This window comes from Mucilaginibacter gynuensis, from assembly GCF_039541195.1.
GTDB lineage: Bacteria > Bacteroidota > Bacteroidia > Sphingobacteriales > Sphingobacteriaceae > Mucilaginibacter > Mucilaginibacter gynuensis.
In genome coordinates this window covers 259,900-276,794 of sequence record NZ_BAABFT010000006.1, presented here as the reverse complement: position 1 = coordinate 276,794, position 16,895 = coordinate 259,900, and the positions used below count along the sequence as shown (strand labels likewise).

General features: G+C 43.4%; 15 protein-coding genes. 5 read left to right on the top strand and 10 right to left on the bottom strand.

The features are described 5' to 3' along the window. Positions 1-129: 129 nt before the first annotated feature. The 3 genes from ABD894_RS14165 to ABD894_RS14155 all read right to left on the bottom strand — a co-directional run bounded on the left by ABD894_RS14165 (position 130) and on the right by ABD894_RS14155 (position 3,482). The gene (locus ABD894_RS14165) at positions 130-1,440 is read right to left on the bottom strand and encodes an ammonium transporter (protein ID WP_345211543.1); all 1,311 of its coding nucleotides are present in this window, start codon (positions 1,438-1,440) and stop codon (positions 130-132) included. Between the two features lie 492 nt (positions 1,441-1,932). Then, positions 1,933-2,280 carry a four-helix bundle copper-binding protein gene (locus ABD894_RS14160; RefSeq protein WP_345211702.1) on the bottom strand — a complete coding sequence of 116 codons (348 nt, stop codon included), beginning with the start codon at positions 2,278-2,280 and terminating at the stop codon, positions 1,933-1,935. A gap of 110 nt (positions 2,281-2,390) precedes the next feature. Next, on the bottom strand, positions 2,391-3,482 hold the full coding sequence (locus tag ABD894_RS14155; RefSeq protein WP_345211701.1) for a DUF6515 family protein: 1,092 nt from the start codon (positions 3,480-3,482) through the stop codon (positions 2,391-2,393). 335 nt (positions 3,483-3,817) lie between these two features. Between ABD894_RS14155 and ABD894_RS14150 the strand changes: the two genes are divergently transcribed. Continuing rightward, complete coding sequence (locus ABD894_RS14150) at positions 3,818-3,967, top strand: hypothetical protein (RefSeq protein ID WP_345211700.1); 150 nt, start codon at positions 3,818-3,820, stop codon at positions 3,965-3,967. Here ABD894_RS14150 and ABD894_RS14145 read toward each other — a convergent pair whose 3' ends face one another. Both ABD894_RS14145 and ABD894_RS14140 read right to left on the bottom strand, forming a co-directional pair. Beyond that, positions 3,968-4,537: a polysaccharide deacetylase family protein gene (locus ABD894_RS14145; RefSeq protein WP_345211699.1), complete on the bottom strand. Its 570-nt coding sequence runs from the start codon at positions 4,535-4,537 to the stop codon at positions 3,968-3,970. A 53-nt stretch (positions 4,538-4,590) separates the two neighbouring features. Beyond that, positions 4,591-5,025, bottom strand: coding sequence for a hypothetical protein (locus tag ABD894_RS14140; RefSeq protein ID WP_345211698.1), 435 nt, complete (start codon positions 5,023-5,025; stop codon positions 4,591-4,593). Between the two features lie 72 nt (positions 5,026-5,097). Between ABD894_RS14140 and ABD894_RS14135 the strand changes: the two genes are divergently transcribed. Beyond that, entirely contained in the window at positions 5,098-5,568 is a 471-nt protein-coding gene (locus ABD894_RS14135; RefSeq protein WP_345211697.1) for a nuclear transport factor 2 family protein, read from the top strand. Positions 5,569-5,965: 397 nt separating this feature from the next. Here ABD894_RS14135 and radA read toward each other — a convergent pair whose 3' ends face one another. From radA to ABD894_RS14110, 4 genes are all read right to left on the bottom strand, one after another. Further along, the gene (gene radA, locus ABD894_RS14130; protein WP_345211696.1) at positions 5,966-7,456 is read right to left on the bottom strand and encodes a DNA repair protein RadA; all 1,491 of its coding nucleotides are present in this window, start codon (positions 7,454-7,456) and stop codon (positions 5,966-5,968) included. Positions 7,457-7,608: 152 nt separating this feature from the next. Further along, positions 7,609-9,159 carry an Rne/Rng family ribonuclease gene (locus ABD894_RS14125; RefSeq protein WP_345211695.1) on the bottom strand — a complete coding sequence of 517 codons (1,551 nt, stop codon included), beginning with the start codon at positions 9,157-9,159 and terminating at the stop codon, positions 7,609-7,611. Positions 9,160-9,397: 238 nt separating this feature from the next. After that, a complete protein-coding gene (locus ABD894_RS14115; protein WP_345211694.1) occupies positions 9,398-10,258 on the bottom strand; it encodes a tetratricopeptide repeat protein in 861 nt (286 codons plus the stop codon). 17 nt (positions 10,259-10,275) lie between these two features. Then, positions 10,276-10,578 carry an HU family DNA-binding protein gene (locus tag ABD894_RS14110; RefSeq protein WP_345211693.1) on the bottom strand — a complete coding sequence of 101 codons (303 nt, stop codon included), beginning with the start codon at positions 10,576-10,578 and terminating at the stop codon, positions 10,276-10,278. A 176-nt stretch (positions 10,579-10,754) separates the two neighbouring features. Between ABD894_RS14110 and mutY the strand changes: the two genes are divergently transcribed. Both mutY and ABD894_RS14100 read left to right on the top strand, forming a co-directional pair. After that, positions 10,755-11,801 (top strand): A/G-specific adenine glycosylase, encoded by a 1,047-nt coding sequence (mutY, locus tag ABD894_RS14105; RefSeq protein ID WP_345211692.1) that lies wholly within the window; start codon positions 10,755-10,757, stop codon positions 11,799-11,801. Positions 11,802-11,826: 25 nt separating this feature from the next. Further along, entirely contained in the window at positions 11,827-12,246 is a 420-nt protein-coding gene (locus ABD894_RS14100) for a single-stranded DNA-binding protein (RefSeq protein ID WP_345211691.1), read from the top strand. Between the two features lie 730 nt (positions 12,247-12,976). Here ABD894_RS14100 and ABD894_RS14095 read toward each other — a convergent pair. Beyond that, a complete protein-coding gene (locus ABD894_RS14095) occupies positions 12,977-15,154 on the bottom strand; it encodes a S9 family peptidase (RefSeq protein ID WP_345211690.1) in 2,178 nt (725 codons plus the stop codon). 102 nt (positions 15,155-15,256) lie between these two features. On the opposite strand from ABD894_RS14095, the gene ABD894_RS14090 reads away from it, so the two are divergent. Next, positions 15,257-16,774, top strand: coding sequence for a serine hydrolase (locus ABD894_RS14090; protein WP_345211689.1), 1,518 nt, complete (start codon positions 15,257-15,259; stop codon positions 16,772-16,774). Positions 16,775-16,895 lie beyond the last annotated feature (121 nt).

Genomic DNA, 16,895 nt, shown 5'->3' with positions numbered 1-16,895 from the left:
GGGATATAATATTGATCATATACGCTATTTATACCTACTCAATTATAAACAAAAAAAGCCGTGCCTGGTGAGGCACAGCTTGGTAAATAAATATAAAGGTCAGTTAATATTTATCAAATTCTTATATACTTACAATTCTTCGTCGTGTTGCGAGATGTCCAAACCAACCAGTTCCTCTTCCGGAGTAACACGCAGTTTGCTGATCATGTCAGTTACTTTCAGCAGGATGAAAGAACCAACGAAAGCGAATACCGATACGCCGGCCAATGCAGCCAGGTGGATCAGGAACAGGTGCGTATCACCGTAGAACAAACCATTACCGGTGGTATTGGCACCATTCACATTCTGATGAGCGAAAACACCCGTTAACAGCATACCTACCATACCGCCTACACCATGGCAAGGGAATACATCCAAAGTATCATCGATAGAAGTTTTGCTTCTCCAGATCACTACCAGGTTACTTACCACTGCGGCAACTATACCAATGATGAGTGAGTGAGGAATAGTCACAAAACCCGCAGCCGGGGTAATAGCCACCAAACCAACCACCGCACCTATACAGGCACCAACCACTGAAGGTTTTTTACCGCGCAGCATATCAAAGAAGATCCAGGCGATGGCAGCAGCGGCAGAAGCCGTAGTAGTAGTACCCAAAGCAGTAGCAGCAAGCGCGTTGGCACCTAAGGCAGAACCCGCGTTGAACCCGAACCAGCCGAACCACAGTAAACCTGTACCTAACAGTACATAGCTGATACGTGCAGGTGAATGCGCTTTATCGGTACGTTGTTTCAAATAAATAGCAGAAGCCAAAGCAGCCCAGCCTGCAGACATGTGTACCACGGTACCACCTGCAAAATCAAGCACGCCTAATTTAAAGAAGAAACCATCCGGGTGCCAGGTAGCGTGCGCCAAAGGCGCGTAGATGAATATCATGAATAAGCAAAGGAAGATCACATAAGAGTTAAAGCGGATACGCTCGGCAAATGCACCGGTGATCAAAGCCGGGGTAATTACCGCGAACTTTAACTGGAACATGGCGAACAATACCAATGGGATAGTAGGGGCTAAAGACCAGGTAGCATTACCCAGCATGCCTTTCATCATGAAGAAAGTGCCGGGGTTACCGATAAAGCCACCGCCGATATCATCACCGAAGGCAAGGCTGAAACCGAAGATCACCCAAAGGATGGTGATCACGCCCATACACACAAAGCTTTGCATCATGGTAGAGAGTACGTTCTTTTTGCTCACCATACCACCGTAGAAGAAGGCCAGGCCCGGGGTCATGATGAGTACAAGGGCGGTACTTACCAGTAGCCATGCGGTGTCGCCGCTGTCGATCTGGCTGTCTTTTACAGTAGTTACATCTACCGATGGGTAAACCAGCGCCAGGATCACTACTACGACAAGTAATAAGAAGGGTAGGATTTTTTTCATGTTTTATAGTTTTTAGTTAGGGTTATTTATATTGTTTAATACAAAGCGGTTAAATTCAAAGCTTTCATCTTTATTTAATCGCTCCATTTTTAAAAATTACCATTTTTTAAAGCTATTTGTTAAACATTATTTGGCCGCATCCAAAAAACAATATATAATCTGTTTATCAACCCCTCGTCAAATCTTTAAAATAATTCAATTTAATGATTTATCTCATTGTTTGATTGCCAATTTTCTCAATAGTTCTGCAATATTGATAAAATTTATAATATTTTAAAGAGTTTTTTAAAAAAATTTGAATAAATATCCTTTACTAACTTAAATATTAAAAAACAAAACATCTTTATCATAGTTACAAAGCATATCTTCCTCTCCAATTTGGAATATTTTTATAAAAACTTAATAAATTATAAAAACACAGACATATAACTACTCCATAAACCAAAAAAGCCCGACTGAAAGCAGCCGGGCCGGATATTTTAGTTGAAATTATTAGTTCTGTGTTATAGGTTCGTGGTATTTATGGCAGGCCTGCGCGCAATTATTGCATGCTTCGGCGCATTTTTGGCAATGTACGTGCTCATGTTTGCTGCATTCGGTGGCACATTGGCGACAAATTTCTTCGCAAAGCAATAAATACTGTAATGAAATATCAGCTCCGCGTTGCAGCAACCTCGCGGCCAGGGCGCATATATCGGCACAATCACGATCGAGGCTTACACAGCCTGCCATCATTTTAACATCATCCTCCTGCAAACATGCCGAAGCACAATTTTCGCAAGCCAAAACACAATCCAACAGTGTTCTGATCAGGTCCTGGTATTCACTATTGTTTTTCATGGTGGTTAGTTTATTAATAAGTACCACCACAAACAGTGTATAGTTTTTATAAAAACAAAAAAGGCGGCAAACCTAAGTTCACCGCCTCGTTATTATTAATCACTAAAAATTTATTGTCCGCTATCGGCAGGTACGGGTGCAGCGGGTGCGGTATTTTCATCCTCGTCAGATGGTACGCCTACTACTTTATATACCTTATTATCGTTAGCATCATGGTCTTCTTTGTAATAAACCCCATCCGGAGATACAAACAGTTTTTCACCATTTACTTTAACCTTGCGGGTGTCCTGAGGCAAATCGGTAACGATATCGCCTACCAGTGGCAATTGCTCATCGTAACCGGCCTCATCAGTATTCAGCTGACCATCTTTACCGGCTACCTGGTAAGTGGTAGTGCCATCATCTTTAGTTACCTGCTGATAGTAAACACCATTCATCTCGTAATATTGTTGCCCGTTGATCACTATTGAAGATGCTTTTGAAGGCAGTTCTTTAATTTCGGCACCTACCGGCGGCTCCACTACGGTGTACTGATCGTTCAGTTGCTGATAGTATAAACCATCGCTGTAATAGTATTGTAGGTTATTCCAGTAAAAAGGATAGTAACCATAAGGCAAAACGCCGATACTAAAACCTATATGAGGCATATAATATGAGTTATAATAGCCGCGATAGTAATTATAAAAACCACGGTTGCCATAACCATAATAACCGCCTCCGTAATAACGGCCGCCACGATAATAACCGCGGTTGTTGCCATAATATGGGTTACGGTAAACCCTTTGGTTATATGCGCCACGGTTGTAATAACCGCCACGGCTTATACGTGTATTGTATGAATTATTGTACCTGTTGTTGCCGCTAACGCCATAAGAAGGACGCGTACCCGGCGCAATACCTACACGATTATTATATGAACCACCGTAAGATGGACGAACCGTAGCAGCACTACCCGAAGGGCGCGAAAAGCTACCGCTTGATGGGCGGGAGAAACTGCCGCTCGACGAAGGACGCGAAAAACTGCCGCCACCGCCACCAAATGATGGACGCGAAATACCCACACTACCGCCGCCGCCGCCGCGAGAACCACCGCCACCACGAGAACCACCGCCTCCGCGTTGCGCATCAGCCGAGAGTATAGTAAACGAACATAAAAGTCCGCTCAGGGCGATGTAAAGCAAATTTTTATATGACCTTTTCATTTTGAATATGTTAAGCACTCAGTATTGGTTTGTACTGATATGTAATAGACTATTGTATGTTTAAACGGTTTAACGTGCTTTAAATTATTTTGTTAAGAAAATTGACTGTCATTTAATTAACACATTGCCGGGAGATTAGTTCTCCATCTTGTCATTTCGAACGCAGAGAGAAATCTTCTTCGCCTTTTATGTTTGCTACCTGTAAATAACAGAAGATCTCTCCTCGTTCCTCGTCGAGATGACAAGGGGAATCAGGTAAAATCCGCGACAAAAAAATATTTTTTGAAACCAAATAATAACTTAATAGCTTAGTATATAATTATATACCTAAAATTATGAAAATAACCAACAGTCATTTAAATGAGTGCGACAACCATTTAAATGAAACCGGCGCGCGCTCCCATGCCGCTAATCAGCAACGTTATCTTACATTAGCGCATGATCCTAACGAGCATGACGATGATGACGACAGCTACGGGCTGTGATCAGATCTCTTCGGCGATAAAAATGAACGGTTGATCAAATTGCAGGCTGAAAAAGCCATCGTGCAGGGTTTGTAACCTGTCTTTCGCCAAAACGGACAACCCGCTGTGCTGAACATTATGGGGCTGTAGCAGCAGCTCGATAATTTCACCGGCGGGTTTCCATTTACTAAAGCCTGTGGTTACCGGGTAAATCTTTTTATGATCGTGGTAGATAACGAGGTTGATCTTATCGGCAAAAAACTCAAAACTATGCAGATCGAGCTCATCGGTAACGATATTCACCGAAGGGTATCCCTGCGCTACCAGGCATTTCATAGCCGCCAGCGCAAAGCTGTCATCACCGGCAGGCATCAGTTTTACATCTGATTGCAGGTCGGCATCCGCCTGATTGGCTATCAGCCAGTCGTATTTAATGCCTTGCGCGTTGAGTATTTCGGCCGTATCGGGGGTAACGATCAAGGTAGGGCTCCACTCCAGTAACTGGCCCAACAATTCATCCTCAAAATTATCTAAACCGAGCACCAGTAAAGCAGGTTCCTGTTTTTCGCGCACTACATGATGGGATGACATTGGGTGTTAGTTTTATGTTAATGTGGCAAAAATAGCAATTGTTTATAAAGACGCTATCGTGTGACTGACCGCGATGGTAATTGAACCGTTTTCACACCCGAGCCTTTTTCCAAAATAATTTTAGCGAACAAGATTTGATCAGGATCTGCCTCGTAGTTCGTCAATTTTAATGATTGATAGCCCGCTTTTCTTATCACAACATCAAAGGTGCCTTTTGTAAAACCTATGGAAAAAAAGCCCTCGCTACTTGTAAACGCTCCCTTATGCGATTGTTCCACATTTAATTCAACATTAACTACGGGAACAGTATCTGTTATGTCATCATGATGAGTTATTTCATAAACGTTGCCTTCTATAAGTGCAACAGTAGTATCTCCGTAACCCTTATATTCAAACTTTACTACTCTGCTTCCCTGTTTTTGCTGCCTTGCCGTGCATGCACAAATAAAAAGCATTACTATACAACTGAAGAATAATTTACCGCGCATAACATACCGCTTTAGTAAATAAAGATAAATATTGCCAACAAAACAACCTCCATTATAGTTTATATGTACATCATGAAACGTTACACAACTATTTTATTACTGCTATTAGCCGGTACTACACTTACAGCCAGCGCGCAATCAACCAAAAAAGCAGCTTCAAAATCATTATACAGCAAGATAATCGCTTTAGATAAAGAAGTTTTTGATGCCTATAACAAATGTGACCTTGATAAATTTGAAGATTATTACGACAGCGATGTGGAGTTTTTTAACGACCGCACGGGCTACACCGAATCGCGCCACGATTTGATGAAATCTATGAAATCGGTATGCGAAAATGGTGGAATGATGCGCCAACTGGTAAGTGCCAAGGTATATCAACTCGATTTTTATGGCGCTATGGAAATGGGCGAACACCGCTTTTACAAAATGGTAAACGGTAAAAAGGAACCACAAGGTTCGGCCAGTTTTATCACTATATGGAAACAAAAGGATGATAAATGGAAGATCACGAGGGTGATCAGCTACAATCATAAAGACTAACAACAATATTAACACCTGATTATCGAGAACCGGGCGGGACGTTCATTCCCGCCTTTTTTGTGCTTTTTCTAATTTTCGGATCTTATCCAAAGGTGTTAGGAAGAACACAAAAAAGATGGATCTTTTGAAATATCTGACTGTAATTTAGAATACGAGATTTGACAACTTTTAAAAAGTTGTCAAATCTTAACAAAGCGCAGAGGACACGACGAGATTGCTTCGCACCTCGCAATATATAGAACTATATCCACATTAACCGCTCCGCGATCTCAGCGAAAAACTCCCCTCCTCAGCGGTTAAAAACTAAAATCTCAAAAAATGGGCATGGCGAAAAGAAGATGCTTCACTCCGTTCAGCATGACAGTAAAAGAAAGAGAACTAAATGGTAAAAATTCCTTTACCCAAATAACAATCCAAATACCTCTTCAATGTTACCTACCACTTTTACATCAATGGTGTACCTCGATAGGTCGATGCTTTTTTTATTGCCCGCTTTGGGGAGGTTGTATTTGGAGATGAATATTTGCTCGAAGCCCAGTTTTTGTGCTTCGGCGATGCGTTGTTCTACACGGTTAACGGCACGGATCTCCCCCGATAGCCCGATCTCACCTGCGAAGCATGTTTTTGAGGGAATAGGCATGTCCTCGTGCGATGAGATGATGGCCGCCGCCAGGCCAAGGTCGATAGCAGGGTCTTCTACACGGATTCCGCCGGTGATATTCAGGAACACATCTTTAGTGCCAAGCCTGAAGCCACAGCGTTTTTCGAGTACGGCCAGCAGCATGCTCATACGACGCGTATCGAAGCCTGTAGCGGTACGCTGAGGCGTGCCGTAAGCCGAAGTGCTCACCAGTGCCTGCGTTTCTATCAGCATGGGGCGCATGCCCTCTAAAGTGGCTGATATGGTGATGCCGCTCAAAGGCTCATCACGTTGTGATAACAATATTTCGGACGGATTGGATACCTCGCGCAAACCCTCGCCAAGCATTTCGTAAATACCCAATTCAGATGCCGAACCAAAGCGGTTCTTCACCGCGCGTAATATGCGGTAAACATGGTGCCTGTCGCCCTCAAACTGCAAAACAGTATCAACCATGTGCTCCAATATCTTTGGCCCGGCAATGGTGCCGTCCTTAGTGATATGCCCTATCAGGAAAACCGGTGTAGAAGTTTCCTTGGCAAAACGCAGTAACTCGGCAGTACACTCCCGTACCTGCGATACACTGCCCGGGGTAGATTCGATATGTGATGAGTGCAGCGTTTGGATAGAATCTATCACCACCAGATCAGGTTCCAGTTGCTCTATCTGCTTAAATATATTTTGAGTAGAGGTTTCGGTTAATATGTAACAGGCTCCGTTTGCGATTTCGGATTTCGGATGTTCAATTTCGGATTTACCATATTCCTGTTTCCCGCTTCCCGTTTCTTGGTTATCAAAAGCTCCCCCTTCAGGGGGCTGGGGGGTTAACCTTTCCGCACGCATCTTGATCTGCCTTTCACTTTCCTCGCCCGATACATAGAGCACCTTCATCGTCGGCATATTTAGTGCCAGTTGCAGCATCAGGGTCGACTTTCCTATACCCGGTTCACCACCAATCAGCACCAGCGAGCCGGCTACAATGCCGCCCCCCAATACACGGTTAAACTCTTTATCGGGGGTGAGTATGCGGTCTTCTTCACGAAAAGTAATATCGGCTACCGGTACCGGTTTATTGGAACGCTGTAAACTTGTGGATGGCGCTTTCCAGTCGGGTACGGATGTATTCGCTTTTTCCAGAATTTCTTCGGCAAAAGTATTCCATTGTGAGCATGAGGGGCATTTACCCAGCCACTTAGCCGACTCGTAGCCACAGCTCTGGCAAAAGTATGCGATCTTAGTTTTAGCCACGTTGTTTGATGTACAGATTATTGATGTGCAAATGTGCAGAATAAAATCTAAAAACTAAAATATTTAGCATTTTATACTGCCTCCTCCAAAACAAAAAACGGGCAGATACTTTTAGCATCTGCCCGTTTAATCTCTGCTTTTGTTGCAGAATATTATAATTTGATTTCTTCGTCTTTTGAGGAGAAGAACCTGAACTCGGTGATTTGGTAAGCGGGATTGCTTTTCACCTTTATCCATTGCCCATACTTAAAGTACCACTTCATCTGGCGGTTATAGATGCCTTTTTTAATGTAGGCCTCAATGTATGGGTGCACGCAAAGCGTAATTTTTTTCTCGTTTTGCTCTACCAGTATATAATTGAAATTGTTTTCAATATCATCAAGCAGCAAAACGGTTGGGCGTATAGCTCCTGTACCATGGCATGTAGGACATACCTCATTGGTAACAATGTTCATTTCGGGGCGCACACGTTGCCGCGTTATTTGCACCAGGCCGAATTTACTTGGCGGTAAAATAGTGTGCTTAGCACGGTCGTGCGCCATTTCGGCACGCAGGTAATCAAAAAGCTCCTTACGGTTGGTTGGCTTGTGCATATCGATAAAATCGATCACCACAATACCGCCCATATCGCGCAGGCGTAACTGACGGGCAATTTCGCGCGCAGCCTCTTTGTTTACCTGAAAAGCGTTCTCTTCCTGGTTCTCTTTATTAGCTGTACGGTTACCGCTGTTTACGTCAATAACGTGCAGGGCTTCGGTATGCTCAATAACCAGGTAGGCGCCACCGGCAAGGTTAACTGTTTTGCCAAAGGCAGATTTTATCTGCTTTTCAACACCATAATGTTCAAATATAGGGTCGCGGTGCTTATGCAGGCGCACTATACTTTCCAGGTCGGGTGATATTTCATGTACATAAGAGCGTACTTCCTCATACATTCCGTTATCATTCACATAAATGCTTTGAAAATCAGAATTGAGGATGTCTCTCAAAATGGTAGAAGTGCGATCAATTTCGCCTAATATCTTCTTAGCCGGCTCAACAGACGGTAACTTGGTGATCAGGGTTTCCCACTTGGTAATTAAATCAAGCAGGTCCTTTTGCATTTCGGTTACGCCTTTACCTTCAGACACCGTGCGGATAATTACACCAAAATGCTTCGGCTTAATGCTTTCTACTATTTTACGCAGGCGAACACGCTCTGTATTGCTTTTAATTTTCTTTGAGATAGATATTACCTCAGAGAAAGGAACAAGCACCACATAGCGGCCTGCAATAGATAGATCGGCACTTAAGCGCGGGCCCTTTGTTGAAATAGGTTCCTTCGCTATCTGTACAGGAATAAGCTGGTTCTTCGATAAAACTTCGGATATCTTACCACCCTTGTTTATATCAGCTTCAAGCTTCAGGTTATCTAAAAGCTTTGACTGATATCCCCCACTACGCACTTGCTTGGTTAATTTAAGCAGGCTTTGCACCTGCGGACCAAGATCAAGATAATGCAAAAACGCATCCTTCTCATAACCAACATCAACAAAGGCAGCATTTAAGCTGGGCATTATTTTTTTAATACGGCCCAAATAAATATCACCAACGGTATAAGCGTTAGTAACTGTCTCTTTATGAAGCTCTACGAGTTGTTTATCCTGTAAAAGTGCAATGGTAGCCCCGTTGGGGGATGAATCGATAATTAATTCTTTTATCAACTGCTACTCCATTTCTTAAAGCAGCTACCGTAGCAGCCGCAAATAAATAAGAACGTAAAAACAAGAACACAAAAAATATGCCTGCTAAAAAGCAGGCAATAAGCTGTTAATTAAAACAGCTTATTTCTTTTTATGTCTATTTTTTCTTAAACGTTTTTTACGTTTGTGGGTAGCCATTTTATGTCTCTTACGTTTTTTACCGCTTGGCATAGTACTAATTTTTTAAATATTGTTAAACTTATTTTAATTCCTTTATGTATTCATCAATGCGCTGGCCGAATGCCGGGTCAGGCATCATTTCCTTACATTTGTTGTAAGCCTCAATAGCTTCTTTTTTCTGCCCCAGCTGTTTATAGCTTTCGGCCAGGTAAAAATACGGCTCCACTTCGGCCTTTTGGGCTATAACGGTTTTAAACCGGCCTATAGCCTTGTCATACTGTCCCGATTTCATGGCAAACATACCTAAATTAAGGTTAGCATTGCGATTGTTCGGGTCCTGCTTCACTACTTCAAGCAGCAGGCTAATTCCTTGCATTGGGCTTGGTGCGCCGCCATTTACATAGGCCACACCTAAGCCTGTTTTAACATCCAAATTATCAGGCGCAAGTTTACGTGCTGTTTCAAATGCCTCAACCGCGTTGGCAAGGTACGTTGGCTGTGCCGTGGTATCCTGCGTAAGCTTATAAGCATCATTAAAACGGTTACCTGCTTTTACCCAGCTATCGGCCGTGCCTTCTTTAGATGCAACATCTTTATAATAGAAAGCGGCAGGCCCCGGCTGGTTAACATCATCCCACTGTGTTGCAAGTTCTTTTTGAATAGCCAGCTTACCGGCGTCATCAGCAGTAACTTTTAACTTCGCTTCAAGATCGTTGATCTTTGCGGCAAGTGCCTCACCAATGGCTGCTTTTGATGTTTCAGATACCTGTTCAACACTTACTGTTGCCGCCGGATGATCATGATCGTCCGTTGAAGCAACACCACCAGCCGACCGTGTTTCTTTAGGTTTTATTAAACCCTTAACCGGCTGATAATACAAAACAGCAGAGATAATGGCTATAACCGCTACTACCGCTATTTGTATCTGTGTTTTTTTCATGATAATTGTTTGTAAAATTATTTGGTTGCTTTACCTGGTTTGTTACCTGTTTTTACTTTTTCAACAAAAGTTTTTGCAGGTTTAAAGCTTGGTACAAAATGCTCGGGGATAATGATGGCAGTATTCTTTGAAATATTACGCGCTGTTTTTTTAGCTCTTTTTTTAACAACAAAACTTCCGAAACCTCTCACGTAAACATTTTCGCCGGCAACCATCGAGCCTTTTACTACTTTAAAAAACGCCTCAACAGTCTCCTGTACATCAACTTTCTCAATACCTGTTTTCGATGAGATTTCAGTTATAATTTCTGCCTTAGTCATATCTGATTTTTCTATTTAATTTTATATAATTACTTAACTGTTTTGGGGTTGCAAAAGTATTGCTTTATTCCGAAAGATTGAAATTTTGCGATGTTTTTTTTATTCACCTTACAATCGTGTGTTTAATTCATGTATAAAAAGAACTTTGTAGCCCTTATGCTTGTTACTTTTGCCTGATGGATTTTGCTGCAGAATTATTGAAATGGTACCAACAAAACAAGCGCGATTTACCATGGCGCAACACTACCGATGCTTATATTATATGGCTTTCTGAAGTAATTTTGCAACAAACAAGGGTTGAACAGGGCATGCCCTATTTTTACCGCTTCTTAGAACGGTATCCTGATGTAAATAGTTTCGCAAATGCTGCCGAAGATGATATTTTAAAACTTTGGCAAGGCCTTGGTTATTACTCACGGGGCCGTAATATGCTCAAAACAGCCCGCCTTGTGCAACAGGATTGTGACGGAATTTTCCCGACAGCCTACGATGAGCTGCTTAAATTGAAGGGAATTGGCGAGTACACCGCGGCAGCTATCTCCTCTTTTTCGGCAGGCGAAGTAAGGGCTGTGGTTGACGGAAACGTATACCGCGTACTGGCCCGCTATTTTGGTATTGATGAGCCTATCAATTCAACAGGTGCAAAAAAAACCTTCCAAACCATCGCCACCGATTTAATTAATAAGAAAATGCCGGGATTGCATAACCAGGCCATGATGGAGTTTGGCGCAATGCTTTGTAAACCTAAAAATCCGGGTTGCGGTATTTGTCCTGTACGTATTGGCTGCTATGCCTTTAAGCATAATGCCACCACTTATTTACCGGTAAAACTTAAAAAATTAAAAGTGCGCGAGCGCTTTTTGAACTATTTTTTAATTACCGACGGCGATAAAATATTAATGAATAAAAGGGGCGAAAATGATATATGGGCAAATATGTATGATTTACCGCTTATAGAAACGCAAACATTATTACCTGCAAATGAGTTATTTAACCTGCCTGAAACAAAAGAATATTTTGGCAGTATAATAAATAATACAGAAATATTACCTGTACAAAAACACATTCTTACACATCAAAGGTTATATGTAAGGCTGATAAAGTTAAATACTCAGCCTGTTAAATTAGAACAAAAATGGTTTTACACAGAGGTACAAAACTTAGAAAAACTGGCCCTGCCAAAAATCATTTTTATATTTCTAAAAAATATTTTTAATTTGTAGAATAATTTTGCGTTAATTTACCTCCATGTCTGGAATTAATAAAGTAATACTTATAGGCCACTTAGGCAAAGATCCCGAAGTACGTTATTTAGATGGCGGCGTATCAGTAGCGAGTTTCCCGCTGGCTACGTCTGAAACCTTTAACAAAGATGGCCGCAAGGTTGAACAAACAGAATGGCATAACATAGTAATGTGGCGTAGTTTGGCCGATGTGGCAGCCAAGCACCTGCAAAAAGGCAAGCTTGTTTATATTGAAGGCAAGCTGCGCACGCGCTCGTTTGAAGATAAAGAAGGAATAAAAAAATATACTACCGAAGTGGTAGCCGAAAATTTTACAATGCTCGGTCGCAAAAGCGACTTCGAGAACGACAATCGTCCGGTTACGAAAACCGATGGGGCCAGCGAATATAACAGCGCTGCCGAAACCGACGATTTGCCTTTCTAACCACTCTTTTACATAAACCCAAAAGATAAGAAATAAGCCTTGCCATCCCCGGTAAGGCTTTATTTTTGTTTTATTTTAGAAGATTTTTGTCAATTGCAAAAATTTTAAACCTTTTGAACTTTGAAGGTAAAATGACGATGGTTCACAACCACTCTCCACTGTCATGCTGAGGAACGAAGCATCTATCGCAGATAAGTATAGCGAAGAAGATTCTTCATTACGAATGACAGTTTTTTAATACCTCATGGCCAGGAACGAAGCAATCTCTACTTAGGTTGAGGCTTGTGCTATAATTAACGTTAGTCTGCTCTTGGGCGCAGGGCCCCATTACTTTTGAGGGCAAAAGTAACAAAACCCTTGTCCAGCAAAAGGCTTCTTTGCCGCACAGCCCCCACCCTGCAAAACGTGCAGAACTTAGGGCTGGAACTTTTGCCCCGCCCCGTTATTCCATCCTGCATGCAACAAGCTCCTATGCCCGCCATTGCGCTCATGGCCACAACAATTCTGCCCGTTTTCGCCCGAAGCTGTTTGCTGACGGAGAAGGAAGCCTCACCTAAATCCTCTCCAAAGGAGAGGACTTTAAAAGTAGCCCCACGCTGTCGCGAGTTTAGCAGAGTGTAACTCGTGACTTGTGCATGGCGTAAGCTTTCAGCTTACCGTCCCGAAAAATTTCTTTACAGCACCAAAAAAAAGTCCCTGTTCAAATTGAACAGGGACTTTTTTAAACTCATTATCGGCCTCCCGGAGGGCAATGTTCTTTTAAATATTGGGTGTACAGCGTGCGCAGGTGCAGTGATGTACCTGGTCCTTCTGATATGGAGTGCGTACGGTTAGGGTACGACATCAGCTGGAACTGCTTGTTGTATTTAACCAACTCGTTTATCAGTTGCTCGGCATTGTTGTAGTGCACATTATCGTCGCCGGTACCGTGTATGTACAGCAGGTTGCCTTTTAGGTTTTTAGCGTTGCTAATAGGTGAACCTCTTATAAAGTATGAACGGCCTTCGTCGTCGGTTGGTACGCCCATGTAGCGTTCCTGGTAAATGTTGTCGTAAGTTAACTGGTTGCCTACGGCAGCTATGGCTATACCTGTTTTGTAAATTTCGGGGAATTGGAATAGCAGGTTAAGCGTTGATGAACCGCCACCGCTCCAGCCCCACACGGCTACACGACTGCTATCGATATAAGGCCATTTCAAGATCTCTTTTGCGGCCATTGCCTGGTCGCGAATGTTGATAACGCCAATGTTGCGGTAAATAGCCTTGCGCCATTCACGGCCCCGGGCTAAAGGCGCGCCACGGTTATCCACAGAGATATAAACATAACCGTCATCGGCCATATTGCCGGTGTACATGCGGTTCATGCCTGCGCCATAAGTATCGGCAGCAGTTTGCGAAGCCGGCTCGCCGTATACGTAAAATACAACAGGGTATTTTTTCGATGGGTCGAAATTGTTAGGTTTTTTAACCCAGCCGGTAATATCAATACCGTCAACCGTTTTCACCGTAAAAAACTCGACAGGGTTCTTTACATCTTTAGCTACCGCGATGGTTTGGCCGGTAAGGTGCTTATGATCGGGCAGGCTGATGGTTTCGCTTTGGTAAGCGGTATTGGCATTTGAAAAATTATGAATAGCCATTTTACCGTTCGGCGAAAGCGTATAATCGTGCGAACCCGGCTGATCTGCCGGAGTTATACGCTCGGGTTTACCACCGCTTATTTTAACACGGTACAGGTACTCCTGCGTAGCATTATCCGGCGAAGCCGTGAAATAGATAAAACCTCCCGGCTCATCAATAAGCGATACGCTGATTACATCATAGTTCGCTTTAGTGATCAGGGTTTGCTTGCCTTCGCGGCTGATGCGGTAAAGGTGTCTCCAGCCGTCTTTCTCGCTCGACCAGATGAACTCCTTGCCTTTATTAACCCAATCCCAGCCAATGGCCTCGCCTTTGGCATCAATCCAGGCTTTATCGGTTTCGGTATAAATACCGCGGGTGGTACCGTTTGATACATTGCCGATGAAAATTTTGCACTCATTTTGCGCGCGGTTAAGCTGCTGCAAAATAATCTCGTTAGGGTTGGTAGTAAACTCCATACGAGGGATGTAGTGCTGTATGTTATCGCCGGGTACATTAATCCATTGGGTTGCGCCGCCATCAACACTTACCACGCCAATTTTGCATGAACTTGGATCCTGACCGGCAGTAGGGTATTCAACCGGAACGTTGAACGAATAAGCGCCGCTATCGGTGGTATTCAGCATCAGGTAGTTCTTAATTTTGCGGGCATCAATTTGCCAGTAGGCTATTTTCTTGCTATCCGGCGACCAGCGGAAACCGTCGCGGCAATCAAATTCTTCCTCGTAAGCCCAGTCGAACGTGCCGTTGATCAGTCTTGATGAACCATCAGTAGTCAGCGCTTTTGTTGCGCCGGTTGCCAGATCTTCCACATAAACATTGTGCTCGCTCACGTAGGCCACTTTGGTACCATCCGGAGAGAATTTGGCAAACATTAATGATGATGCCGGTTTATCCTTACCAATTTGCTTAAGCGTTTTGGCAGTTACATCATATACCCAGTAATCGCCCCGGGTATCATAGCGCCACACCTTTTTGGTGTTGGTATTGATCAGCATTTTGGTTGCATCATCAGTAATAGTAAACCTACGGATACTGATAGCGCTTTTACCTTGTGGGGTTAATGCTTCCTTACTTACAATTACGGTTTTCTTATCGGCATCGCGCACATCAAACTCTGCAATGCCTCCCTCAAATGAACGGTAGTAGCGGTAACCGTCTTTTAACCAATTAGTTCCCCTGCCAAATTGCGCCTGCACATTTTGCGATAACAACGAAAGCAAAAACAACAGTGCCACAACCGGCAAACGATAAATTTTAATGTTCATGTACACGTATTTAATATTGAATTGAAATATTTTATAAAGAAGTAATGCCTCTTTAATTTTTGCGTTAAATTAGCATTTTATACCCTGTTTAATAAATCTGTAATGAAAAAAATACTCATCCTGTTCGCCTGTTCTTTTATGCTTTTTGCCACTACACAAGCACAAAACCCGGGTCGCAACAAGTTTATTACAGATAGTTTGCAAACTTATATTACCCGCGCGCTCACCAACTGGCGCATACCCGGTGCCTCTGTTTTTATTGTGAAGGATAACCGCATAGTGCTGATGCGCGGCTACGGCATCAAGGAGATGGGGCTGAATAACAAGGTAGACGAAAATACCCTGTTTATGATTGGCAGCAACACCAAAGCCTTTACCGCTACAGCGGTGGCCATGGCTTTTTTAGATAAAAAGCTATCGCTGGATGATAAAGTGACCCGTTTTTTGCCCGATTTTAAACTGGAAAACAAAGCCGCTACCGAACTGCTTACCGTGCGCGACCTGCTTTGCCACCGCCTCGGTTTTCAAACCTTTCAGGGCGATTTTGCCTTTTACAACAGCAACCTTACCCGCAGCGAAATTATGACCCGCCTGGGGCAGATGAAAGCTGTTTACCCCTTCCGTACCAAATGGGGCTATACCAATTCGGCATTTTTAACGGCCGGGGAGATCATACCCAAAGTGGCCGACCAAAACTGGGATATCTACCTGAAAGAAAAGATATTCGCGCCGCTGGGCATGGGCAATACGCTTGGCCTGAGTGTGGCTATGCCCAAATCAATTAACCGTACCGTACCACATACCATTGCCGATGGCAGGCTGATTGCCATACCCTACGCTAATATCGATAACATGGCACCTGCGGGATCCATCAGTTCAACCGCGAGCGATATGGGCAAGTGGGTAATGGCGTTATTAAATAATGGCAAGGTGGGCGCTAAACAGGTGTTGCCTAACGCGGCTATACAAGCTACCCGCCAACCACAGGATATTGTTGGCGAAAACGAGAACGGCGAATTCCTGCTGTACGGCCTCGGCTGGATAGTACAAAACTACCATGGCCATAAGGTAATTTGGCATACCGGTGGGGTGAGCGGTTTCGTATCGTCGGTAACGCTGGTACCCGATCAAAACCTGGGTATAGTTATTTTAACCAATACCGACCAAAACAACCTGATTGAAACCCTTAACTGGAACGTGATAGATGCTTACCTGAACCTCCCCTACCGTGATTACAGCGGCATATCGCTCAACGAGTTTAAAACTTACAAGGCCGCCGAGCTGGCAGCCGATAAAAAACTCCGCGACAGCGTATTGCTCAACCCGCGCCCGGCATTATCAACCAATAACTACGAAGGCAAATACAACAACCCATTATACGGCAACCTTACTGTAGAAAAAGGCGAGAATAATGACCTCAATATCCGCTTTGAGCATCACCCAAAAATGTTTGCCCGTTTGCAACCACTGGGCGGTAACCGTTTCTACGTCACCTTTAGCGACCCGGTTTTCGGCAAAGCCATATTTCCATTCAACGTGCAAAACGGCAAAGTAACAGGCGTGCGGGTTAAAGTAGCCGACTTTGTGGAAGAAGGCGCTTACGAGTTTAAAAAGATATAGCTTGGGAGAAGCGAGAGTTAAGATTCAGGAGACAAGATAAGCTTCAGAGAACTAAATTACTGAAACGCTAAAATTTACTTGAAAATCAGTGCCTGTACTCTGTTGGTTCTGGCAGATCTGC

What these genes read in the sequence shown, in the direction of transcription:
- ABD894_RS14100 (WP_345211691.1), top strand. Translation starts at nt 11,827, where the DNA reads ATGTCTGGAATTAATAAAGTAATACTTATAGGCCACTTAGGCAAAGAT.
- ABD894_RS14165 (WP_345211543.1), bottom strand. Translation starts at nt 1,440, where the DNA reads ATGAAAAAAATCCTACCCTTCTTATTACTTGTCGTAGTAGTGATCCTG.
- ABD894_RS14095 (WP_345211690.1), bottom strand. Translation starts at nt 15,154, where the DNA reads ATGAACATTAAAATTTATCGTTTGCCGGTTGTGGCACTGTTGTTTTTG.
- ABD894_RS14160 (WP_345211702.1), bottom strand. Translation starts at nt 2,280, where the DNA reads ATGAAAAACAATAGTGAATACCAGGACCTGATCAGAACACTGTTGGAT.
- ABD894_RS14090 (WP_345211689.1), top strand. Translation starts at nt 15,257, where the DNA reads ATGAAAAAAATACTCATCCTGTTCGCCTGTTCTTTTATGCTTTTTGCC.
- ABD894_RS14145 (WP_345211699.1), bottom strand. Translation starts at nt 4,537, where the DNA reads ATGTCATCCCATCATGTAGTGCGCGAAAAACAGGAACCTGCTTTACTG.
- ABD894_RS14140 (WP_345211698.1), bottom strand. Translation starts at nt 5,025, where the DNA reads ATGCGCGGTAAATTATTCTTCAGTTGTATAGTAATGCTTTTTATTTGT.
- ABD894_RS14155 (WP_345211701.1), bottom strand. Translation starts at nt 3,482, where the DNA reads ATGAAAAGGTCATATAAAAATTTGCTTTACATCGCCCTGAGCGGACTT.
- mutY (WP_345211692.1), top strand. Translation starts at nt 10,755, where the DNA reads ATGGATTTTGCTGCAGAATTATTGAAATGGTACCAACAAAACAAGCGC.
- ABD894_RS14115 (WP_345211694.1), bottom strand. Translation starts at nt 10,258, where the DNA reads ATGAAAAAAACACAGATACAAATAGCGGTAGTAGCGGTTATAGCCATT.
- ABD894_RS14150 (WP_345211700.1), top strand. Translation starts at nt 3,818, where the DNA reads ATGAAAATAACCAACAGTCATTTAAATGAGTGCGACAACCATTTAAAT.
- ABD894_RS14135 (WP_345211697.1), top strand. Translation starts at nt 5,098, where the DNA reads ATGAAACGTTACACAACTATTTTATTACTGCTATTAGCCGGTACTACA.
- ABD894_RS14110 (WP_345211693.1), bottom strand. Translation starts at nt 10,578, where the DNA reads ATGACTAAGGCAGAAATTATAACTGAAATCTCATCGAAAACAGGTATT.